Source organism: Microbacterium deferens, from assembly GCF_045517775.1.
Lineage (GTDB): Bacteria > Actinomycetota > Actinomycetes > Actinomycetales > Microbacteriaceae > Microbacterium.
This window is the reverse complement of sequence record NZ_JBEUWT010000001.1, coordinates 1-21,003: the sequence shown is the minus strand read 5'-3', so window position 1 is coordinate 21,003 and position 21,003 is coordinate 1. Positions and strand designations below refer to the sequence as shown.

General features: G+C 68.7%; 16 protein-coding genes and 1 tRNA gene. 14 read left to right on the top strand and 3 right to left on the bottom strand.

Going from position 1 to position 21,003, the window contains the following annotated elements; all coding sequences use genetic code 11:
• Positions 1-5 precede the first annotated feature (5 nt).
• The 6 genes from lgt (at position 6) to ABTU82_RS00060 (ending at position 9,466) form a co-directional block, all read left to right on the top strand.
• Positions 6-1,007, top strand: a complete 1,002-nt coding sequence (gene lgt / locus ABTU82_RS00085; protein WP_407170849.1) for a prolipoprotein diacylglyceryl transferase — start codon at positions 6-8, stop codon at positions 1,005-1,007.
• Between the two features lie 55 nt (positions 1,008-1,062).
• The gene (gltB, locus tag ABTU82_RS00080; RefSeq protein ID WP_116646632.1) at positions 1,063-5,643 is read left to right on the top strand and encodes a glutamate synthase large subunit; all 4,581 of its coding nucleotides are present in this window, start codon (positions 1,063-1,065) and stop codon (positions 5,641-5,643) included.
• Positions 5,636-7,102 carry a glutamate synthase subunit beta gene (locus tag ABTU82_RS00075; protein WP_407170844.1) on the top strand — a complete coding sequence of 489 codons (1,467 nt, stop codon included), beginning with the start codon at positions 5,636-5,638 and terminating at the stop codon, positions 7,100-7,102. Before gltB ends, ABTU82_RS00075 begins: the two co-directional genes overlap by 8 nt.
• Before the next feature lie 49 nt (positions 7,103-7,151).
• On the top strand, positions 7,152-8,600 hold the full coding sequence (pyk, locus tag ABTU82_RS00070) for a pyruvate kinase (RefSeq protein WP_407170840.1): 1,449 nt from the start codon (positions 7,152-7,154) through the stop codon (positions 8,598-8,600).
• A gap of 65 nt (positions 8,601-8,665) precedes the next feature.
• Positions 8,666-8,748 (top strand) — tRNA-Leu (locus ABTU82_RS00065).
• Between the two features lie 100 nt (positions 8,749-8,848).
• Positions 8,849-9,466: an ANTAR domain-containing response regulator gene (locus ABTU82_RS00060; protein WP_116646635.1), complete on the top strand. Its 618-nt coding sequence runs from the start codon at positions 8,849-8,851 to the stop codon at positions 9,464-9,466.
• A 54-nt stretch (positions 9,467-9,520) separates the two neighbouring features.
• Here the strand turns inward: ABTU82_RS00060 and ABTU82_RS00055 are convergent, their stop codons facing one another.
• Positions 9,521-9,952 (bottom strand): hotdog fold thioesterase, encoded by a 432-nt coding sequence (locus tag ABTU82_RS00055; RefSeq protein ID WP_407170836.1) that lies wholly within the window; start codon positions 9,950-9,952, stop codon positions 9,521-9,523.
• Positions 9,953-10,007: 55 nt separating this feature from the next.
• On the opposite strand from ABTU82_RS00055, the gene polA reads away from it, so the two are divergent.
• From polA to ABTU82_RS00030, 5 genes are all read left to right on the top strand, one after another.
• Positions 10,008-12,647 (top strand): DNA polymerase I, encoded by a 2,640-nt coding sequence (gene polA / locus ABTU82_RS00050; protein ID WP_407170835.1) that lies wholly within the window; start codon positions 10,008-10,010, stop codon positions 12,645-12,647.
• 9 nt (positions 12,648-12,656) lie between these two features.
• Positions 12,657-14,330 (top strand): DUF885 domain-containing protein, encoded by a 1,674-nt coding sequence (locus ABTU82_RS00045; RefSeq protein WP_407170833.1) that lies wholly within the window; start codon positions 12,657-12,659, stop codon positions 14,328-14,330.
• Positions 14,331-14,394: 64 nt separating this feature from the next.
• Positions 14,395-15,429, top strand: a complete 1,035-nt coding sequence (locus ABTU82_RS00040) for an LLM class flavin-dependent oxidoreductase (RefSeq protein WP_407170831.1) — start codon at positions 14,395-14,397, stop codon at positions 15,427-15,429.
• Between the two features lie 25 nt (positions 15,430-15,454).
• Positions 15,455-16,804 (top strand): MFS transporter, encoded by a 1,350-nt coding sequence (locus tag ABTU82_RS00035; RefSeq protein WP_407170829.1) that lies wholly within the window; start codon positions 15,455-15,457, stop codon positions 16,802-16,804.
• 18 nt (positions 16,805-16,822) lie between these two features.
• Positions 16,823-17,584 carry an SGNH/GDSL hydrolase family protein gene (locus ABTU82_RS00030; protein ID WP_407170826.1) on the top strand — a complete coding sequence of 254 codons (762 nt, stop codon included), beginning with the start codon at positions 16,823-16,825 and terminating at the stop codon, positions 17,582-17,584.
• Here ABTU82_RS00030 and ABTU82_RS00025 read toward each other — a convergent pair.
• A complete protein-coding gene (locus ABTU82_RS00025; RefSeq protein WP_407170824.1) occupies positions 17,568-18,131 on the bottom strand; it encodes a dihydrofolate reductase family protein in 564 nt (187 codons plus the stop codon). The genes ABTU82_RS00030 and ABTU82_RS00025 overlap by 17 nt on opposite strands.
• Before the next feature lie 241 nt (positions 18,132-18,372).
• Here ABTU82_RS00025 and ABTU82_RS00020 point away from each other — a divergent pair, with 241 nt between their 5' ends.
• Together ABTU82_RS00020 and ABTU82_RS00015 are read left to right on the top strand one after the other, a co-directional pair.
• Positions 18,373-18,627, top strand: a complete 255-nt coding sequence (locus ABTU82_RS00020) for a DUF6458 family protein (protein WP_407170821.1) — start codon at positions 18,373-18,375, stop codon at positions 18,625-18,627.
• A gap of 77 nt (positions 18,628-18,704) precedes the next feature.
• Positions 18,705-19,187: a hypothetical protein gene (locus tag ABTU82_RS00015; protein ID WP_407170819.1), complete on the top strand. Its 483-nt coding sequence runs from the start codon at positions 18,705-18,707 to the stop codon at positions 19,185-19,187.
• A 37-nt stretch (positions 19,188-19,224) separates the two neighbouring features.
• On the opposite strand, the gene ABTU82_RS00010 is transcribed toward ABTU82_RS00015, so the two are convergent.
• Positions 19,225-20,139 carry an alpha/beta hydrolase fold domain-containing protein gene (locus ABTU82_RS00010; protein WP_407170816.1) on the bottom strand — a complete coding sequence of 305 codons (915 nt, stop codon included), beginning with the start codon at positions 20,137-20,139 and terminating at the stop codon, positions 19,225-19,227.
• A gap of 121 nt (positions 20,140-20,260) precedes the next feature.
• Here ABTU82_RS00010 and ABTU82_RS00005 point away from each other — a divergent pair, with 121 nt between their 5' ends.
• Entirely contained in the window at positions 20,261-20,911 is a 651-nt protein-coding gene (locus tag ABTU82_RS00005; RefSeq protein WP_407170815.1) for an alpha/beta fold hydrolase, read from the top strand.
• Positions 20,912-21,003: the final 92 nt, after the last annotated feature.

The window sequence follows — 21,003 nt, the reverse complement described above, 5'->3', positions numbered from 1 at the left end:
TGCTCATGACGTTCGTTCCTACGAGCGCGCCTATCAGCGTGCTCGCCAGCATCCCGAGTCCGGAGATCAACCGGTTCTTCATCGGACCCGTGCCGATCCACTTCTACGCCCTGTGCATCATCGCGGGGATCGTGGCCGCGGTGTTGCTGACGAACTACCGCCTCACCAAGCGCGGTGCCGAGCCCTGGGTCGTGATCGACATCTGCCTGCTGGCGGTGCCGCTCGGAATCATCGGCGCTCGGATCTACCACGTGCTCACGCACCCCGGCGATTACTTCGGCGAGGGCATCAACACGTGGAATCCGTTCATGCCGGGCTCCGTCTGGGCGATCTGGGAGGGCGGCATCGCCATCTTCGGTGCGCTCATCGGCGGCGCGGTCGGGGCGTATCTGGGCTGCCGGTGGACGGGGATCCGCTTCTGGACCTTCGCCGACGCCCTCGCGCCGGGCCTCATCATCGCGCAGGCGCTCGGCCGTTTCGGCAACTGGTTCAACCAGGAGCTCTTCGGTCTGCCGACCGATCTGCCGTGGGGCCTCGAGATCGACAGCGACAACCCGGCGTTCCCGCCGGGTTTGCAGCCCGACACCCTCTTCCACCCCACATTCCTCTACGAGGTGCTGTGGAATCTCTTCGGCGCGCTCGTCATCATCCTCGCCGCACGAGCCTTCCACCTGCAGTGGGGGCGCGTGTTCGGGCTCTACCTGATCTGGTACGGCACAGGACGCGCGATCTGGGAGACGATCCGCATCGACCCCAGCGAGATCATCCTCGGCCTCCGCACGAACGTGGCGGCAGCCCTCCTGGGCGTCGTCGTCGGTCTGGTCATCATGATCGTGCAGAAGCGTCGCCACCCCGGCTACGAACCGTCGCCGTACGTGCCGGGTCGCGAGGCCAAGGGTGCAAGGGCTGTACAATCGCCTGAACCCCACGACTTCGTCGACGTGAGCGAGCCGCCCGCGACAACATCATCCGTCGGCAGCGCCACAAGCACCTCCGTCACGAAATAAATCCTTCCAGGGCCGACGTCGTCCCATCCTGAGAATCAACGTGAGGACGGCAGGTATGCCTTCGAGCTCCCGTTCCGCCGCCGCCGTCGGCGGCGCGTTCCCCGCAAAGCAGGGGATGTACAACCCAGCCTTCGAGAAAGACGCGTGCGGTCTGGCCATGGTCGCGACGCTCCGCGGCGAAGCCGGCCACGACATCGTCGAGCTGGCGCTGACGGCGCTGCGCAATCTCGAGCACCGCGGTGCGATCGGCTCCGACGCCGGCACCGGCGACGGGGCGGGCATCCTGACGCAGATGCCGGACGCCTTCCTGCGTGCCGTCGTCGACTTCGAGCTGCCTCCGATGGGGGAGTACGCGGCCGGCATGATCTTCCTGCCGATCGAGTCCGAGGCCCGCGCCGAGATGAAGGCGGGTATCGAACGAATCGCAGCGGCAGAGAACCTCGTCGTGCTCGGGTGGCGCGACGTGCCCACCGATGACGAGCACCTCGGCAAGCTCGCCTACGAGGCACGCCCGGCCTTCGAGCAGCTGTTCGTCTCCCGCCCCGCCGTCGGCGACGCCGCGGCCCTGTCGGGCATCGAGCTCGACCGTCGGGTCTACCGGCTGCGCAAGCGCGCGACCATCGAGCTCAGCGCCTACTTCGTGTCGCTGTCCAGCCGCACCCTCGGTTACAAGGGCATGGTCACGACGCTGCAGCTCGAGCCGTTCTACCCCGACCTCCAGGACGAGCGGTTCGTATCGGAGCTCGCCGTCGTCCACTCGCGGTACTCGACCAACACCTTCCCGTCGTGGCCGCTCGCTCAGCCGCTGCGCATGCTCGCCCACAACGGCGAGATCAACACCGTCAAGGGCAACCGCAACTGGATGCGCGCGCGTCAGTCGCAGCTCGAGTCGGAGCTGCTCGGCGACATCCGGCCTCTCCTGCCCATCTGCACCGACGGCGCCAGCGACTCCGCCTCGTTCGACGAGGTGCTCGAGCTGCTCACCCTCACCGGTCGCAGCCTTCCGCACGCGGTCATGATGATGGTCCCCGAGGCGTACGAGAAGCAGGCGACCATCGCGCCCGACCTGCGCGCCTTCTACGACTACCACTCGATGCAGATGGAGCCCTGGGACGGCCCGGCCGCGCTGATCTTCACCGACGGCACGCTCGTCGGAGCCACGCTCGACCGCAACGGCCTGCGCCCCGGTCGCTGGACCGAGACGACCGACGGTCTCGTCGTGATCGGCAGCGAGACGGGCGTGCTCGACTTCGCACCCGAGCGCATCAAGAGCCGCGGCCGCCTGCGCCCCGGACGCATGTTCCTGGTCGACACCGCGCAGGGTCGCATCGTCGACGACTCGGAGATCAAGGCGCAGCTCGCCGCACAGGAGCCGTGGCAGGAGTGGCTCGACGCCGGGCGCGTGCGCCTGTCGGAGCTGCCCGAGCGCGAGCACATCGTGCACCCGATCGCCTCGATCACCCGTCGTCAGCGCACCTTCGGGTACACCGAGGAGGAAGTGCGCATCCTCCTGACCCCGATGGGTCAGAAGGGCGCCGAGCCGCTCGGCGCGATGGGCAGTGACACCCCCGTCGCAGTACTCAGCGAGCGACCCCGTCTTCTCTTCGACTACTTCACGCAGCAGTTCGCGCAGGTCACGAACCCGCCGCTGGACTCGATCCGCGAAGAGGTCGTCACCTCGCTCGCACTCGGGTTGGGCCCCGAGCGCAACCTCCTGCAGTGGGGCGCCGACCACACCCGCACCGTGACGCTCGACTTCCCGGTGATCGACAACGACGAGCTCGCGAAGATCCAGCACATCGACACCGCCCTTCCCGGGCGCTCCTCGGTGACGATCCGCGGCCTCTACCGCGTCGAGGCCGGCCACAAGGGCATGCAGAAGCGCCTCGCGCAGATGTGCCGCGAGGTCGACCACGCGATCGAGGACGGCGCCGAGTTCATCGTGCTCAGCGACCGCGACTCGAACAAAGACCTCGCGCCGATCCCGTCGCTGCTCATGCTCGCGGCCGTGCATCACCACCTCATCCGCAACGAGACCCGCATGAAGGTGGGCCTCGTCGTCGAGGCGGGCGACGTCCGCGAGGTGCATCACGTCGCGACGCTCATCGGCTACGGCGCCTCCGCGGTCAACCCGTACCTCGCGATGGAGACCGTCGAGTACCTCGTGCGCGCCGGCCGCATCACCGACGTCACCCCGCAGAAGGCCGTCAAGAACCTGATCTACGGCCTCGGCAAGGGCGTGCTGAAGATCATGTCGAAGATGGGCATCTCGACGGTGTCCTCCTACGCGGGAGCGCAGGTCTTCGAGGCGATCGGTCTGTCGCAGGAGCTCGTCGACGCCTACTTCACGGGCACCGAGACGAAGCTCGGCGGAATCGGCATCGACGTCATCGCGGCCGAGAACGCCGCGCGTCACGCCTACGCCTACCCCGAGGACGCCGCCGTGCGCGCGCACGAGCGTCTGTGGACCGGCGGCGAGTACCAGTGGCGGCGTGACGGCGAGCCGCACCTGTTCAACCCCGACACGGTCTTCCGTCTGCAGCACGCCACGCGCGAGCGGCGCTACGACATCTTCCGCGAGTACACCAAGCTCATCGACGACCAGGCCCAGGAGCTGAAGACGCTGCGCGGCATGTTCGGGCTCCGTCAGGGGGTGCGCCCTCCCGTGCCGCTCGACCAGGTCGAACCGGTGTCGGCGATCGTGAAGCGCTTCTCCACCGGAGCGATGAGCTACGGCTCGATCTCCCAGGAGGCGCACGAGACCCTCGCCGTGGCGATGAACAGCATCGGCGCGAAGTCCAACACCGGAGAGGGCGGCGAAGACGTCGACCGCCTGCTCGACCCGGTTCGCCGCAGCGCCATCAAGCAGGTCGCCTCGGGCCGATTCGGTGTGACCAGCCTGTATCTCACCCAGGCCGAGGACATCCAGATCAAGCTCGCCCAGGGCGCGAAGCCCGGCGAGGGCGGTCAGCTGCCCCCGACGAAGGTCTACCCCTGGGTGGCGCGCACGCGTCACGCGACCGCGGGCGTCGGGCTCATCTCGCCCCCTCCGCACCACGACATCTACTCGATCGAAGACCTCAAGCAGCTCATCTTCGACCTGAAACGGGCCAACCCCGAGGCGCGTATCCACACGAAGCTCGTCAGCCAGTCGGGCATCGGTGCGGTCGCCGCGGGCGTCGCCAAGGCGCTCAGCGACGTGATCCTCGTCTCGGGCCAGGACGGCGGCACGGGCGCGAGCCCGCTGAACTCGCTCAAGCACGCCGGCACGCCCTGGGAGCTGGGTCTGGCCGAGACGCAGCAGACGCTCATGCTCAACGGCATGCGTGACCGCGTGGTCGTCCAGGTCGACGGTCAGCTCAAGACCGGTCGTGACGTGATCGTCGGCGCCCTCCTCGGCGCCGAGGAGTTCGGGTTCGCGACCGCCCCGCTCGTCGTCTCTGGCTGCATCATGATGCGCGTCTGCCACCTCGACACCTGCCCGGTCGGCGTCGCCACGCAGAATCCCGTTCTGCGGTCGCGCTTCACCGGTAAGCCGGAGTTCGTCGTGAACTTCATGGAGTTCATCGCCGAGGAGGTGCGCGAGTACCTCGCCGAGCTCGGATTCCGCTCGCTCGACGAGGCCATCGGCCACGCCGAGCTCCTCGACGTCAACGGCGCCCTCGACCACTGGAAGGCGAGCGGTCTCGACCTCGCGCCGATCCTCGAGGGCCCCCGCTTCGCGGACGACGTTCCCCGCCGCCACGGCCGGGAGCAGAACCACGAGCTGGAGGAACACTTCGACGTGCAGCTCATCGAGCGCGCGCAGGACGTGATCGCCCACGGCGGTCACGTCGAGATCGACCTGCCGATCCGCAATACCGAGCGAGCCGTCGGAACCATGCTGGGCCACCGGGTCACGCGCGCCCACGGCGAGAACGGGCTGCCCTCCGGATCCATCGAGGTGCGCCTCACCGGCTCCGCGGGCCAGTCGTTCGGAGCGTTCATGCCCTCCGGCATCACGCTCCGCCTCGAGGGCGACTCGAACGACTACGTCGGCAAGGGGCTCTCGGGCGGGCAGATCGTGATCCGGCCGCCGCGCGATTCGGCGTTCGCCGCATCCGAGAATGTCATCGCCGGCAACGTCATCGGGTACGGCGCGACGCAGGGGTGGATGTTCCTCAACGGCGTGGTGGGGGAGCGGTTCTTCGTCCGCAACTCCGGCGCCACGGCCGTCGTCGAGGGCGTGGGCGACCACGCGCTCGAGTACATGACGGGCGGTTTGGCCGTGATCCTCGGCGCGACCGGCCGAAACCTCGGCGCAGGCATGTCGGGCGGAACGGCCTACATCTACAAGCTCGACGAGGCCCTCGTGAACCGCGAGGCTCTCGCCTCCGGCGAGCTCGAACTCGGACCCCTCGGTTCGGGCGACGCCGAGATGCTGCGCGACCTGCTCGAGCAGCACCGAGCTGAAACGGGTTCGACCCTCGCGGGCGAGCTGCTCGACGACTTCGAGGCAGAGCTCGCCAATTTCGTCCGTGTGGTGCCGCGCGACTACGCCGCGGTGCTGCAGACGCGTCAGACCGCCGTCGACGAGGGGCTCGACCCCGACGGAGACGTGGTCTGGAGCCGCATTCTGGAGGTGACGGGTGGCTGACCCGAAAGGTTTTCTGAAGGTCACGGACCGTGAGGTGCCCGCTCGGCGCCCCATTCCCGTGCGCATCATGGACTACAAAGAGGTCTACGAGCCGGGCGATTCCGCCGTGCTCCGGCGTCAGGCGGGCCGCTGCATGGACTGCGGCATCCCGTTCTGCCACAAGGGCTGCCCGCTGGGCAACCTCATCCCGGAGTGGAACGACCTCACGTGGCGGGGGGAGGGCCGCTCGGCGATCGAACGCCTGCACGCGACCAACAACTTCCCCGAGTTCACCGGACGCCTGTGCCCCGCCCCGTGCGAGAGCTCGTGCGTGCTGGGCATCAACCAGCCGGCCGTGACGATCAAGCAGATCGAGGTCTCGATCATCGACGAGGCGTTCTCGAACGGCTGGGTCGAGCCCGAGCCCCCGGGACGCCTGACCGGCAAGACGGTGGCCGTCGTCGGCTCCGGTCCCGCCGGACTCGCCGCCGCACAGCAGCTCACCCGTGCGGGCCACACCGTGGCGGTCTACGAGCGCGACGACCGCATCGGCGGCCTGCTGCGCTACGGCATCCCCGACTTCAAGATGGAGAAGCGCCACCTCGAGGGGCGCCTGCGCCAGATGCAGGACGAGGGCACCCGCTTCCGCGCGGGCGTCGAGATCGGCAAGGACATCACCTGGGACGCCCTGCGCGCCCGCTACGACGCCGTCGTGGTGGCAACGGGTGCCACCCTGCCGCGCGACCTGCCGATCCCCGGACGCGACCTCGACGGCGTCCACTTCGCCATGGAGTACCTCGTCGAGTCGAACAAGGCCGTCGCGGGCGACCAGGTGCCGCACCAGATCTCGGCGGAGGGCAAGCACGTCGTCGTCATCGGCGGCGGCGACACCGGCGCCGACTGCATCGGCACCGCCCACCGCCAAGGCGCACTCAGCGTCACCAACCTCGCGATCGGCAAGCAGCCCCCCGAGGAGCGCCCCGAGACGCATCCCTGGCCCATGACGCCGACGCTGTTCGAGATGACCTCCGCGCACGAGGAGGGCGGTGAGCGGATGTTCCTCGCCTCGACCGTCGAGTTCCTCGGCAACGCCTCGGGCGAGGTGCGCGCGCTCCGCGTGGCCGAGACCGAGTACGTCGACGGCCGCCGCATCCCCAAGAGCGGCACCGAGCGAGAGATCCCCGCCGACCTCATCCTCATCGCGATGGGCTTCACCGGTCCCGAGCGCACGCAGCTCGAAGACCAGCTCGGTGCGCAGTTCACCGGACGCGGAGCCGTCGAGCGCGACTCGACCTACGCGACCACGGCACCGGGCGTCTTCGTCGCCGGCGATGCCGGTCGGGGACAGTCGCTCATCGTGTGGGCCATCGCCGAGGGGCGCGCCGCGGCCGCCGAGGTCGACCGGTTCCTGATGGGTTCCACCGAGCTTCCCGCCCCGGTGCGTCCGTCCGATGTCGCGATCGGCCTTCTGCCCGCGTAGGCTGGCCGAGGCCTTCCACCCGACCCCCATCTTTCGGAGAAAAATACCGATGAGACGCGCCAAGATCGTCGCAACGCTAGGACCCGCCACATCGACCTATGAGAGCGTTCGCGCGATCATCGACGCGGGTGTCGACGTCGCCCGTCTGAACCTCAGCCACGGCGACTACTCCGTGCACGAGGGCAACTACGCGAATGTGCGTCGGGCTGCCGACGACGCCGGCAAGCCGGTCGCGATCCTCGTCGACCTGCAGGGGCCGAAGATCCGCCTCGGTCGCTTCTCCGACGGCCCGCACGAGCTCGCCGCCGGTGACATCTTCAAGATCACCGTCGAAGACATCGCCGGCACCAAGGAGATCGTGTCGACGACCTTCAAGGGCTTGCCGCAGGACGTGAAGCCCGGCGACTACCTCCTGATCGATGACGGCAAGGTGCGCGTCCAGGTCATCGAGACCGACGGCGTGACCGTGACGACCGAGGTCATCGTCGGCGGACCGGTCTCGAACAACAAGGGCATCAACCTTCCGGGCGTGGCCGTCAACGTGCCCGCGCTGTCGGAGAAGGACGAGGACGACCTCCGCTGGGGTCTGCGTACCGGCGCCGACCTCATCGCGCTCTCGTTCGTCCGGGATGCGTCCGACATCGAGCGCGTTCACGTGATCATGGCCGAAGAGAACCGCACGGTTCCCGTCATCGCCAAGATCGAGAAGCCGCAGGCGGTCGACAACCTCGAGGCCATCATCGACGCGTTCGACGGCATCATGGTCGCCCGCGGCGACCTCGGCGTCGAGCTGCCGCTCGAAGCGGTGCCGATCGTTCAGAAGCGCGCGGTGGAGCTTGCCCGCCGCATGGCGAAGCCCGTCATCGTCGCGACGCAGATGCTCGAGTCGATGATCACGAACCCCGTGCCCACCCGCGCCGAGACCAGCGACGTCGCCAACGCCGTCCTCGACGGTGCCGACGCCGTCATGCTCTCGGGCGAGACCAGCGTCGGACAGTATCCGGTCGGCGTCGTCGAGACGATGGCTCGGATCGTCGCCTCCACCGAAGAGCATGGTCTGGACCGCATCGCGCGTCTGACGACCAAGCCGCGCACCCAGGGCGGGGCCATCACGCTCGCCGCGATCGAGGTCGCCGAGTTCGTCGAAGCGAAGTACCTCTGCATCTTCACCGAGTCGGGCGACTCCGCGCGCCGTATGTCGCGCCTGCGCTCTCCCATCCCGATGATCGCGTTCACGCCCGAGCCGGGCATCCGTCGTCGTCTCGCCCTCACCTGGGGCGTGCGATCGACCCTGGTCGAGCACGTCGAGCACACCGACATGATGTTCCTGCAGGTCGACGACTACTTCCTGTCCAACGACCTCGCGAAGGTCGGCGACAAGGTCATCGTCATCTCCGGTTCCCCTCCCGGAATCGCGGGGTCGACCAACGACCTGCGCGTACACAAGATCGGCGACGCCGTCCACGGCGCAGCGCCCATCTACCAGCGCGAAGCCTGATCCTTCGCACGGGCGTCCGGGGTTCTCGGACGCCCGTGCGATATGGTTCGGATGCTGAAGTGCTCGCCGGTGTGGCGGAACGGCAGACGCGGGGCACTCAAAATGCTCTGTCCGAAAGGGCGTGTGGGTTCGAATCCCACCACCGGCACTCCAGTGAGAAGTCCATCATCCGTGAATTCGGTTCCTGGCTCCTTTCCCCCACCCCGGGTATCGGCGGGTATGCCGACCCCCTGTCTTAGGATGAATACGTGACTGACCTAGATCCGGGCACCGCGCCCGTGGCATCCGCCCCCCGCCGTGTCGTGGTCGCGGAGGATGAGTCGCTCATCCGCCTCGACATCGTCGAGATCCTGCGTGACAACGGCTTCGACGTCGTCGGCGAGGCGGGCGACGGCGAGACCGCGGTGCAGCTCGCCACCGAACTTCGCCCCGACCTCGTCATCATGGACGTCAAGATGCCGCAGCTCGACGGCATCAGTGCCGCGGAGCGGCTGAGCAAGAACCACATCGCCCCGGTGGTGCTGTTGACGGCGTTCAGCCAGAAGGAGCTCGTCGAGCGTGCCAGCGAGGCGGGTGCCCTCGCCTACGTCGTGAAGCCCTTCACGCCCAACGATCTGCTCCCGGCGATCGAGATCGCCCTGGCCCGCTACGACCAGATCATCACGCTCGAGGCCGAGGTCGCCGACATGGTCGAGCGCTTCGAGACGCGCAAGCTCGTCGACCGCGCCAAGGGTCTGCTGAACGAGAAGATGGGCCTCACCGAGCCCGAGGCGTTCCGCTGGATCCAGAAGGCGTCCATGGACCGACGCCTCACGATGCAGGACGTGGCCAAGGCCATCATCGAGCAGCTCGCGCCGAAGAAGTAGCGCGGCCTCGCCAGAGCCTCACAAGAACGGATGCTGAGACCCAGCATCCGTTCTTCATTTCTGCGGTGCGTCCTTGATGTGGTTCGTGATGCGGACCGTCGAGCAGCGTCGTCCCTGCTCGTCGGTCAAGACGATCTCGTGGACCGTGATCGAACGACCGAGGTGGATCGGCGTGCACACTCCCGTCACGATGCCCGAGGTGGCTGATCGCGTGTGGGTGGCGTTGATGTCCACGCCGACAGCGAGCCTGCCCGGACCGGCGTAGAGGTTCGCGGCCATCGACCCCAGCGACTCGCCGAGCACGACGTACGCGCCCCCGTGGAGCAGGCCGACCGGCTGGGTATTGCCCTCGACGGGCATGGTGGCGACCGCTCGTTCCACCGTGAACTCGACCCACTCGAAGCCCATCTTCTCGGCGAGGGAGCCCATTCCGCGCCCCCGCACCCATTCGAGACCGGCGGAGGAGTCGGAAACGGTCTCGGTCATGGTCGCCTTCGCTCGGTGACGGATGAGTGTCGTCGGGCCTCGTTAGCATTGACGAGTGACGGACTCCGGAAAGCCTACCCTTCTCGTCGTCGACGGCCATTCGTTGGCATATCGGGCGTTCTACGCCCTCCCCGTCGACAATTTCTCGACGAAGGACGGCCAGCACACGAACGGCATCTACGGATTCCTGTCGATGCTCGTGAACCTGATCAAGGCCGAGCAGCCCACGCATCTCGCTGTGGCCTTCGACACCTCCCGGCAGTCGTTCCGCACCCGCGAGTACACCGAGTACAAGGCCAACCGCTCCGAGACGCCGTCCGAGTTCAAGGGGCAGATCCCGATCCTCCAAGACTGTCTGGCGGCGATGAGCATCCCCGTCATCCAGAAAGAAGACTTCGAGGCCGACGACATCCTCGCCACGCTCGCGACGCAGGGCGCCGCCGAGGGCTTCCACGTGCTGGTCTGCTCGGGCGATCGCGACACCATCCAGCTCGTCACCGACGACGTCACCCTGCTCTATCCGAACGTTCAGGGCGTCTCGCAGTTGAAGCGCTACGACCCGACTGCCGTCGTCGAGAAGTATGGACTGCCACCGGCCCAGTACCCCGAGATCGCCGCTCTCGTCGGCGAGACGAGCGACAACCTGCCGGGCGTGCCCAAGGTCGGCGAGAAGACCGCCGTGAAGTGGCTGACCCAGTACGGCTCGCTCGACGCGCTGCTCGAGAACGCCGACAAGGTGACGGGCGTCGTCGGCAACAACCTGCGCGAGCACCTCGACGACGTGCGGCGCAACCGGCGCCTGAACCGTCTCCTCACCGACGTCGAGCTTCCCCTGGCTCCCGCCGATCTCGCCGTACGGCCCATCGATGCCCAGGCCGTCCGCGACATCTTCGCGCGACTCGAGTTCCGCACCCTGTTGCCACGCGTGTTCGAGGCGGCGGGGGTAGACCAGTCGTCGGGAAGCAGCGCCGACGCGCCCACCGCCGAGGCACCCGCCTCGCCCGAGCTCGACGCCGCGGCACTGGCCGCCTGGGCCGGGTCTGCCGAGGGACAGGTCGCGGTCACCGTGGTCGTCGCCGGCGGGCAGCCGACGCGCCTCGGACTCGCGACGACGGATGCTGCGGCCGAGGGGGAGTGGACCCCCGAGCTGTCGACGGCCATCGCACCCTGGCTCGCCTCCTCCTCGCCGAAGGTCTTCGCCGACGCCAAGCCCCAGGTGAAGGCCCTCGCGCGAGCCGGTCTCGACGTCGGCGGGCTCGTCTTCGACGTCGTCCTCGCCGGTTGGCTGCGGCGCCCGAGCTTCCCCGATAAAACGCTCGCCGACCTCGTCGACCGCTACCTCGGCGAGAAGCTTCCCGAGGCAGACCCGACCCAGCTCGTACCCGAGACCGAGGGCGCAACGCCCGGGCAGGTCTCGTGGTTCACGCTCCGGGTCGCCGAAGCGCTGGCCGCCGAACTGCCCGACAGCGTGCGGCAGGTGTTCGACACCATCGAGCTGCCCACCCTTCGCACGCTCGCGGCCATGGAGCTGGCCGGCGTCGCGGTGTCGCACGACAAGCTCTCGTCGTTCTCCGCCGAGTTGGGGTCGCGCGCCGACCGCCTCGCCGAGCAGGCCTATGCGGCGATCGGGCACGAGGTGAACCTCGGCTCGCCGAAGCAACTGCAGGAGGTTCTGTTCGAAGAGCTGCAACTCCCGAAGACCCGCAAGACGAAGACGGGTTACTCGACGGATGCCGCGGTGCTGGCCGACCTGCAGGACTCCCATCCGCATGCGTTCCTCGATCTGCTCCTCCAGCACCGCGAAGCCACGAAGCTGCGGCAGATCATCGACTCCCTCGACGTCGCGATCGACGACGGCGGTCGCATCCACACCACCTACGTGCAGACCGGCAGCCAGACCGGGCGCCTGTCGAGCACCGACCCGAACCTTCAGAACATCCCGATCCGCAATGAGGAGAGCCGCCGCATCCGTGCCGCGTTCGAGGTCGGCGAGGGGTACGAGACCCTTCTCACCGCCGACTACTCGCAGATCGAGATGCGGATCATGGCGCACCTGTCGGGCGACCCCGGCCTCATCGAGGCGTTCAACTCGGGCGAGGACCTCCACCGTTTCGTCGGCGCACGGGTCTTCGGCGTGACGCCCGAAGAGGTGACCGCACCGATGCGAACGAAGGTCAAGGCGATGTCGTACGGGCTCGTCTACGGGCTGTCGGCGTTCGGACTCTCGAAGCAGCTGCGCATCGAGCAGAGCGAGGCGAAACAGCTCATGATGGAGTACTTCGCGAGGTTCGGTGCCGTGCGCGACTACCTCCGCTCCTCGGTGGAGCAGGCCCGCATCGACGGGTACACCGAGACGATCTTCGGCCGGCGCCGCCCGTTCCCCGACCTGACGAGTCCCAACCGGGTGCTCCGCGAGAACGCCGAACGCGCGGCCCTCAACGCCCCCATCCAGGGGAGCGCCGCCGACATCATGAAGATCGCGCTCTTCCACATCCACGACGATCTGGTCGCCGCCGGTATGCGTTCCCGCGTGCTGCTCCAGATCCACGACGAGCTCGTGGTCGAAGTGGCCGCGGGGGAGTGGCAGCAGACAGAAGAGATCGTCCGCGCCCGCATGGGCGACGCCGCGACGCTCTCCGTGCCGCTCGACGTACAGATCGGGCGCGGGGGTGATTGGGACGAGGCAGGTCACTAGGCTCGAATGATGACCGACGCTCCTCGTACCTCCACACCGATCGACGCGATCGCAGACGCCTGGGTCGACACTCTGGCCGAGATCTCGCCCACGACCGCGACGTACATCGGCCGATCCGAGTTCAACGACCGTTACGGCGACTACTCGCCCGACGGCCACGCACAGTACATCGGTGCCGTCCGCGACACGATCTCGAAGCTCGAGAGCGCTCAGCCCGTCGACGCGATCGACGCGGTCACCCAGGAAGACCTGCTGCGCGAGCTGAAGCTCGACGTCGAACTCGACGACGCGCAGTGGCACCTGCGCGACCTGAACGTCATCGCCTCTCCCGCGCAAGACATCCGTCAGGTGTTCGACCTCATGCCGACGGCGACCGTCGACGACTGGTCGGTGGTGGCCACGCGCATGCGAGCGCTGCCGTCGGCGATCGAAGGCTACGTCGAGACGCTCAAGGAGGGCATCGCGCAGGGCGTGGTGCCCGCCCGGCGCCAGGTCGTCGAGGTGGCGACGCAGATCGCCCGCTACACCTCCGACACCGGCTTCTTCACCGAGTTCGCCGGTGACGCCGCCCCCGAGTCCGGGCAGCTCCCGGCCTCGCTCGCCCGGGAGCTCGCCGACAGCGCGAATGCGGCGCGTGTCGCCTACGACGCGCTGGGCCGCTTCCTCACCGCCGAACTCGCCCCCGTCGCGACCGAGAAGGACGCCGTCGGGCGCGAGGTGTACCCGCTGCACTCCCGTCGCTTCCTCGGCGCCACGATCGACCTCGACGAGACCTACGAGTGGGGCGTTGAAGAACTCGCCCGCATGGTCGCCGAGCAGGAGTCCATCGCGAACGAGATCCTCCCCGGCGCCACCGTCGAGGAGGCCGTGGCGTTCCTCGAGAACGACCCGGCGCGCAAGCTCCACGGCACCGAAGAGCTGCAGAAGTGGATGCAGGAGACGAGCGACCGCGCCGTCGCCGAACTGGGCGCGACCCACTTCGACATCCCCGAGCCCATCCGTCGACTGGAATGCATGATCGCCCCGACGCGCGAGGGCGGCATCTACTACACCGGCCCGACCGACGACTTCTCGCGTCCGGGGCGCATGTGGTGGTCGGTCCCCGAGGGGGTCAACGACTTCGACACGTGGCGCGAGCTCACGACCGTGTACCACGAGGGCGTTCCCGGACACCACCTGCAGATCGCGCAGGCGGTCTACAACCGTGCGCAGCTGAACTCCTGGCGCCGACTCCTGGCCGGCACGTCGGGTCACGCCGAAGGGTGGGCGCTGTACGCCGAGAGGCTCATGGAGCAGCTCGGGTTCCTCGACGACCCCGCCGACCGACTCGGCATGCTCGACGGACAGCGCATGCGGGCAGCGCGTGTCGTTCTCGACATCGGCGTACACCTCGAGAAGCCGCGCCTGTCGGGCGACGGCGTGTGGGACCACGACTACGCGCTCGATTTCATGCGGCGCAACGTCAACATGTCCGACGAGTTCGTGCAGTTCGAGGTCAATCGCTATCTCGGATGGCCGGGCCAGGCGCCGTCGTACAAGGTCGGGCAGCGCATCTGGGAGCAGGCACGTGACGAAGACCGCGACCGGCGCGGGGACGCCTTCGACATCAAGGACTTCCACAAGCGCGCGCTCGACATCGGAGGCGTCGGACTCGACACCCTCCGTAGCGCGCTCAAGAACTGACGCGGAGCGGGAATAGCCCGCGGGCACGATAGGTTCATTCAGGCGAATAGAAAAGAGGCTTGGCATGGACGCAGTGCAACTCGGGCTCGATACGTTCGGCGACATCTCGCGGGGTGACGACGGGGCTCTTCAGAGCGACGCGCAGACGATTCGGAACGTCGTCGAGCAGGCGGTGCTCGCCGACCAGGTGGGACTGTCGTTCTTCGGCGTGGGGGAGCACCACCGCAAGGACTTCGCGGTGACGAGCCCCGAGATCGTTCTGGCGGCGGCCGCTGCCCGGACGACGTCGATCCACCTCGGCACCGCGGTGACCGTGCTGTCGTCGGACGACCCGGTGCGCGTGTACGAGCGGTTCGCCACGCTCGATGCCGTCTCGAACGGTCGCGCCGAGGTCATCCTCGGCCGGGGCTCGTTCATCGAGTCGTTCCCGCTCTTCGGGTACGACCTGCGCGACTACGAAGTGCTCTTCGAGGAGAAGCTCGACCTGTTCTCGCAGCTCCTGCATGAGAAGCCGCTGACGTGGTCGGGAACGACGCGTGCGCCGCTCGACGCAGCCGACGTGTACCCGAAGACCGAGAACGGGCTCACCGCCTGGGTCGGGGTCGGCGGTTCGCCCGAGTCGGTCGTCCGAGCAGCGCGTTACGGCTTCGGGTTGGTGCTGGCGATCATCGGCGGCCCGTCCCACCGGTTCGCGCCCTTCGCCGACCTCTACCGACGCTCTCTGGAGTCGTTCGAGCGGCCCACCCTTCCGATCTCTATCCACTCACCGGGCCACACCGCCGAGACCGACCAGCAGGCCTGGGATGAAGCGTACGAGGGCGTCGCCGAGCTGAACAACGTCATCGGCGCCGAGCGCGGGTGGCCGACGTACAACCGGCTCCGCTTCCAGCACGATGTCGGCCCGGAGGGGGCCCTGTACGTCGGATCGCCCGAGACCGTCGCGCGCAAGATCGCAGACACGGTCCGAACGATCGGCGCATCGCGGTTCCAGATGAAGTTCGCGAGCGGATCGCTCGCCCACTCCAAGCTCATGTCGAGCATCGAGCTCTACGGCACCCGGGTGCTCCCGCTCGTTCGCGACATGCTGGCGTCCGACTGAGCCCGACGACTCTTACGCTGTTTCCATGAGCGACGCCCCGCCGTCCACCGCTGCGACCATCTCGGAGCAGCTCGACGACCTTCCTTTCACCCGTCGGCACCTGAAGATCCTCACCGGATCGGGTCTCGGTTGGGCCCTCGACGCGATGGACGTCGGGCTCATCTCGTTCATCATCGCCACCCTCGCGGTGCAGTGGAGCCTGCAGCCGGGGGAGACGGCGTGGATCGCGTCGATCGGTTTCGTCGGCATGGCCATCGGCGCGAGCGTGGGAGGTCTCTTAGCCGACCGCTTCGGTCGGCGTCAGGTGTTCGCTCTCACACTCGTCGTCTACGGCGTCGCAACCGGGGCCAGCGCGTTGGTCGGCGGGCTCGTCGCTCTGCTGGTGCTGCGATTCTTCGTCGGCCTGGGCCTCGGCGCCGAGCTGCCGGTCGCCTCCACCTACGTCAGCGAGTTCGCTCCCGCCCGCATCCGCGGACGTGTCATCGTCATCCTCGAGGCGTTCTGGGCCGTGGGATGGACCGCCGCCGCGCTGATCGGCTTCTTCGTCATCCCCACGTCACCCGACGGGTGGCGCTGGGCCTTCGCGCTGGGCGCGATCCCGGCCGTCTACGCCCTGATCGTGCGCTGGGGCCTTCCCGAGTCACCGCGGTGGCTGGCCCGCCGCGGGCGGGCGACGGAAGCGGCGGCCATCGTGGCCGATCTGCAGCGGTCTGCCGGTCGCCTGCCGTCCGCACCGCCGCTGTCCGACACGACGCCCGCCGCGGCGAAAGACGCCGGGGGACGTCTGGCGGCGCTGTGGACCCCGGAGTTCCGGCTGCGCACCGCGAGTCTGTGGGTGCTCTGGTTCTGCGTGAACTTCTCGTACTACGGCGCGTTCATCTGGATTCCCACCATCCTGGTGTCGCAGGGCTACGACCTGGTGAGGTCGTTCGGGTTCACGCTCATCATCACGCTCGCCCAGCTGCCCGGTTATGCCGTGGCCGCCTGGCTGATCGAGGTGTGGGGGCGCCGCGCGACGCTCGCTGTCTTCCTCGCCGGCTCCGCCGTGTCGGCCGTGCTGTTCGGGACCGCGACCGGCGAGGTCTCGGTGATCGCCGCGGGCATGGCCCTGTCGTTCTTCAACCTGGGTGCCTGGGGAGCGCTCTATGCCGTCTCTCCCGAGACGTATCCCACCTCACTGCGCGCCACCGGATCGGGCTGGGCCGCCGGCATCGGGAGGATCGCGTCGATCCTCGCGCCCCTGTCGGTGCCCCCGCTTCTCGCCTGGGGTGGCGCGCCGCTCCTCTTCGTGGTCTTCGCCGCATTCTTCGCGGTGGCGGTGGTGGCATCGTTCGGCGTCGCAGACCACCGTGGCCGCGCACTCGACGACCGCTGACGCGCCTAGGCTGAACACGTGGCATCCGTTCGCTTCGTCGCCATCGGCGACTCCTTCACCGAGGGCGTGGGCGACGAGCTCCCCGACGGCACCGTCCGCGGGTGGGCCGATCTCGCGGCTCAGGGGTGGGCGGATGCGGCGGGGGAGCCGATCTCGTACGCCAACCTCGCGATCCGCGGCAAACTTGCCAGGCCGATCGTCGAAGAGCAGCTGGAGCCCGCACTCGCCCTCGGACCGACCCACCTGTCGTTCAACGGCGGCGGCAACGACATGCTCCGGCCGCGGGCCGACATGGAGCGCATCGCCGACCTGTTCTCGCGCGTCAGAGACCGGTGCGACGAGGCCGGCGTGCAGCTCATCTTTCTCTCCGGGGCGAACCCGTCGTTCCATCTGCCTCTCGGCCGGGTCGTCCAGCGCCGTGGCGACCTGCTGTCGGACGCGGTGCTCGCGCGCGTGTCGGACCGATCGGACATCGTCCGGGCTCTCAACTGGCCAGATAGGGAGTTGTCGCAGGAGTCGTATTGGTCGCCCGATCGGCTGCACATGAACGAGCGAGGCCACCACCGTGTCGCCGCCCGCGTCATCGATGCGCTCGGCTACACCCCTCCGGCCGAGTGGTGGTCGCTTCCCACCCGCGACGGGGTGGTGGTGCCGCGCGGCGCCGCGTACTACCGCGAGCACGTGGCCCCGTGGGTGCGACGACGACTGACCGGGCGGTCGTCGGGCGATGGCCGTCAGGCCAAGTTCGCCGACTGGGTCGAACTCACCCCCGCGGGTTGACCCGGTACACGAGCTCGGCGAACTGCCCCCGCTGACGCACCTGCTCGAGACGGAGCCGGTCGGCCTCGAGGCGTCGGGGGAGCAGCGGCCTCCCCGACGGCAATACGACCGGGGCGACCGAGACGCGCACCTCGTCAAGACGGTCGACATCGGCGAACTGACCGACGAGGTCGCCGCCGCCGACGATCCAGACGTCTTTCCCCGCGGCCGCGGCGACGACTGCCTCGACCCACTCGGCCACGGGTCCGTGCACGAAGGTGACGTCGGCGCCCTCCGGGGTGCGGAACTGACGATGGGTCACCACGAAGCACGGAAGCGATCCGTACGTCGCCGCCCACGAGCCCGGGTTCTCCGCCTCGTCGTTCGCCCACACCCATTCGTATGTCGTCGCTCCCATGACGAAGGCCCCGACCCCGGCGAGGAATCCCGCGAAGTCGTCGGCGGCCTCGGGGGCTCCCGGCACGGCGAACAGCCAGCCGAGCGAGTCGGCGTCATCGGCGAGGAACCCGTTCAGAGTGGTGGCGGTGTTGTAGACGATCCAGGTCATGGTCGCCAGGGTAGAGCGAACCTCCGACACGGAGCCGCCGCGAGGCGCTCGAAGAACGTAAGACATCCCTATCGGCTGAGACAACCCGCCAGGCGCGATGTATCGGCCGATTGCGATGTCTGCCCCGTGGGCCCACGGGTGGATCCGCAGCATCCGGCCCGTGTCAAGCCCTCAGCGCTACGGCCTCCACCCTGTCATCGTGTCGGAGTGCGGCACGTGCCGCCTCGAGAGGAGAGCTGTCATGAGCATCGGAGCCGGAATCGCGCTGTTTGTCATCGGCGCCATCCTCGCGTTCGCCGTCAACGTCGACGTGCCGGGAGTCAACCTCGACATGATCGGCTACATCCTCATGGGTGCCGGCGCGCTCGTCTTCCTCATCGGTATCATCCTCATGGTGCGTCGCCGTCAGACGGATACCGTCACCCGCACCGCCGTCGATCCCACAGCGGGGGAGCGCGTCACCCGCCAGACCACGCGTTCCGACGAGACTCTCTAAGGGGTCCGGCCGAAGGTCGCTCCGGTCGCGGTTGCCGTCGCTTCCCGACGCGCCACGTCGGAGTCGGCGGCTTTCTCGTGACCACGTTCGCGGTGTACATCGCCCACGACATGACGGCACTGGTCTCGGGCGGCGTGCTCGCCTCACCCCGCTCGCCGCGGATCGTCTCCACGCTCTTCGTCGTGATGGGCGCGGCCTTCGCCGGCGTCGGCATCGTGGCCGTCGACGTGAACCGCCTGTGGCACGACATCTCGGCGCTCGCGCTGGCGGCGATGTTCCTCGGGACGCTGATCGCCGGGCCGTGGCTGCTCCGCGGGATGCCGCGCAGCTACTTCGCCTGGTCGTGGACGATCCTCGCCGCGGTCGTCGCATCCGGTCTGGCCTTCGCCACCGGTTCGTTCTCGCTCACCGGCGTCGAGACCGTGGTCTTCGTGCTGACATTCGGGTGGATCTCGCTCTTCGTGCGCTTTCTCGGTGTCGCGGGGCAGCACCCGGCGAAGCAGGACGCCGCGCCCCGGCCAGACCCGACTTCCGCGGGTCGGTCTCGGGGAGAGGCGTAGGCACCGATCCTGGACCGCGCGCGGCGGCTTGCCGACGCTATGTCGGCTGACTGCCGCGCTGCGCCACCGCTCGGCGGACGACATCGATGATCTTCGCGCGGACCTGGACACCGAGCCTCGTGGGCAGCAGGGGATAGACGTGCACGTGGCCCTGCGCCTCGTGCAGATCGATGTCGACGCCGGCCGCGGTCGCGGCATCCACCAGCAGATGCGCGTCGGGATTGAGCACGTCGCGCGTGCCGGTGAACAGCGTGATCGGGGCGAGCCCCCTCATCTCTCCGAAGAGCGGACTCACCACCGGGTCGGTCAGCGCCCGGTCGCCGCGCCAGAGGTCGGCGAGCACTCGTCCGCCCGGCGTCGCCAGCCACGGGTCGCTCGGCTGCACCTCGGGGATGCGGGGGTTGCTCCAGGTGAGGTCGAGCGCGGGGGAGATCAGGATGCTGCCGGCCACCGCGACGCCCGCGTCGCGCAGCGTCTGCGCCGCCGACAGCGCGATCTGCCCGCCAGCGGAATCGCCGGCGAGCATCGTCGTTCCGTACCGCGAGACGCTCCGTTGCACGAGGGCGACCACGCCGTCATGAGCGGTCGAGGCCGTCCCGAAGGGGACGAGCGGGTAGATGGGAACAGTGACGGCGACGCCCGACTCCGCCGCAAGCTGGGCGATGAGCTGCCAGTGCTGTGCGACGATCTCGTTGACCCACCCGCCGCCGTGCACGTAGACCACGCCGCCGGACGGCTCGCGGTCGCGCGGGGCGACCGTGTAGACCGGCCAGTCGACATGCTCGACCTCGACCCGCAGGTCGGCGCGCAAGCGCGGGGGAGGCCCGTACGCGGAGGGCCGCAGCTCGCGCTCCCGCACGCGTCGTCTCGCTCCGTCGGCGGTGACGAAGGTGCGGTTCGCACGCAGCATCCGAAGGACGATGGGCACGAGGGGAGCGGGGACGGTCGCCATCGGTCCATCCTGTCGCAACGGGTTCGGTCAGGCGTCAGCTTTCCCGGTCGACGGCGAACGCCCTCAGTTCTCGCGCGGACGCGAGTGAGGGCGTGTGCGCGACGCCGAGTAGCGTGTGGGGATGACCGGATACGACTTTCCCGTCGCCTGGTCGACCCGGAGCGTCGCGGTCAGGGGAGCAACGATCACGGCGCAGGCCGCGGGGGAGCCGACCGCGGATCCGGCCGTCGTGCTCCTGGGCGGCTCTCGCCGTGCGAGCCACTGGTGGCCGGACGCCTTCTGCGCGGAGCTGGTGGATGCCGGGGTGCGAGTGGTGCGGTTCGATCCGCGCGACACGGGGGAGCCGGCGACTGCGCTCAGCGGTGGACACGCGTCCCCGGACGCCGATCGCGCAGACGATGCACTCGCGGCCGCGGATGCCTTCGGCGCCGCCCACGTCGTCGTACTCGGGGTGTCGTCGGGCGGCGTCGTCGCGCAGCGCCTCGCCGCGCAGCATCCTGATCGCGTCGTCGGCCTCGTGCTCATGTCGACGACCGTGGCGGGCGACGTCGATGGGTCCGCTTTGACCTCGCTGCCGTCCGTCGTCGTGCACGGGTCGGCTGATTCGACCTGTCCGCTCGCGCACGGCGAAGCTCTAGCCGAGGCGATCGACGCGCCGCTGATCGTGCTGACCGACGTCGGCCACGCACCACCGCCGCCGCGCACGTGGCCGAGCCTCGTCCCGGCCATCCTCGGCGTGGTTCGAGACGCCCGCGACGGGGAGGGTCTCTGACGCGAACCGCGCGCTGGTGCAGCGGGCGCGTTTCATCGGAGTGCTGTCCCGGCGGATTCCTGACCGGCGAATGCGCGGGACTTGGCTCCCTC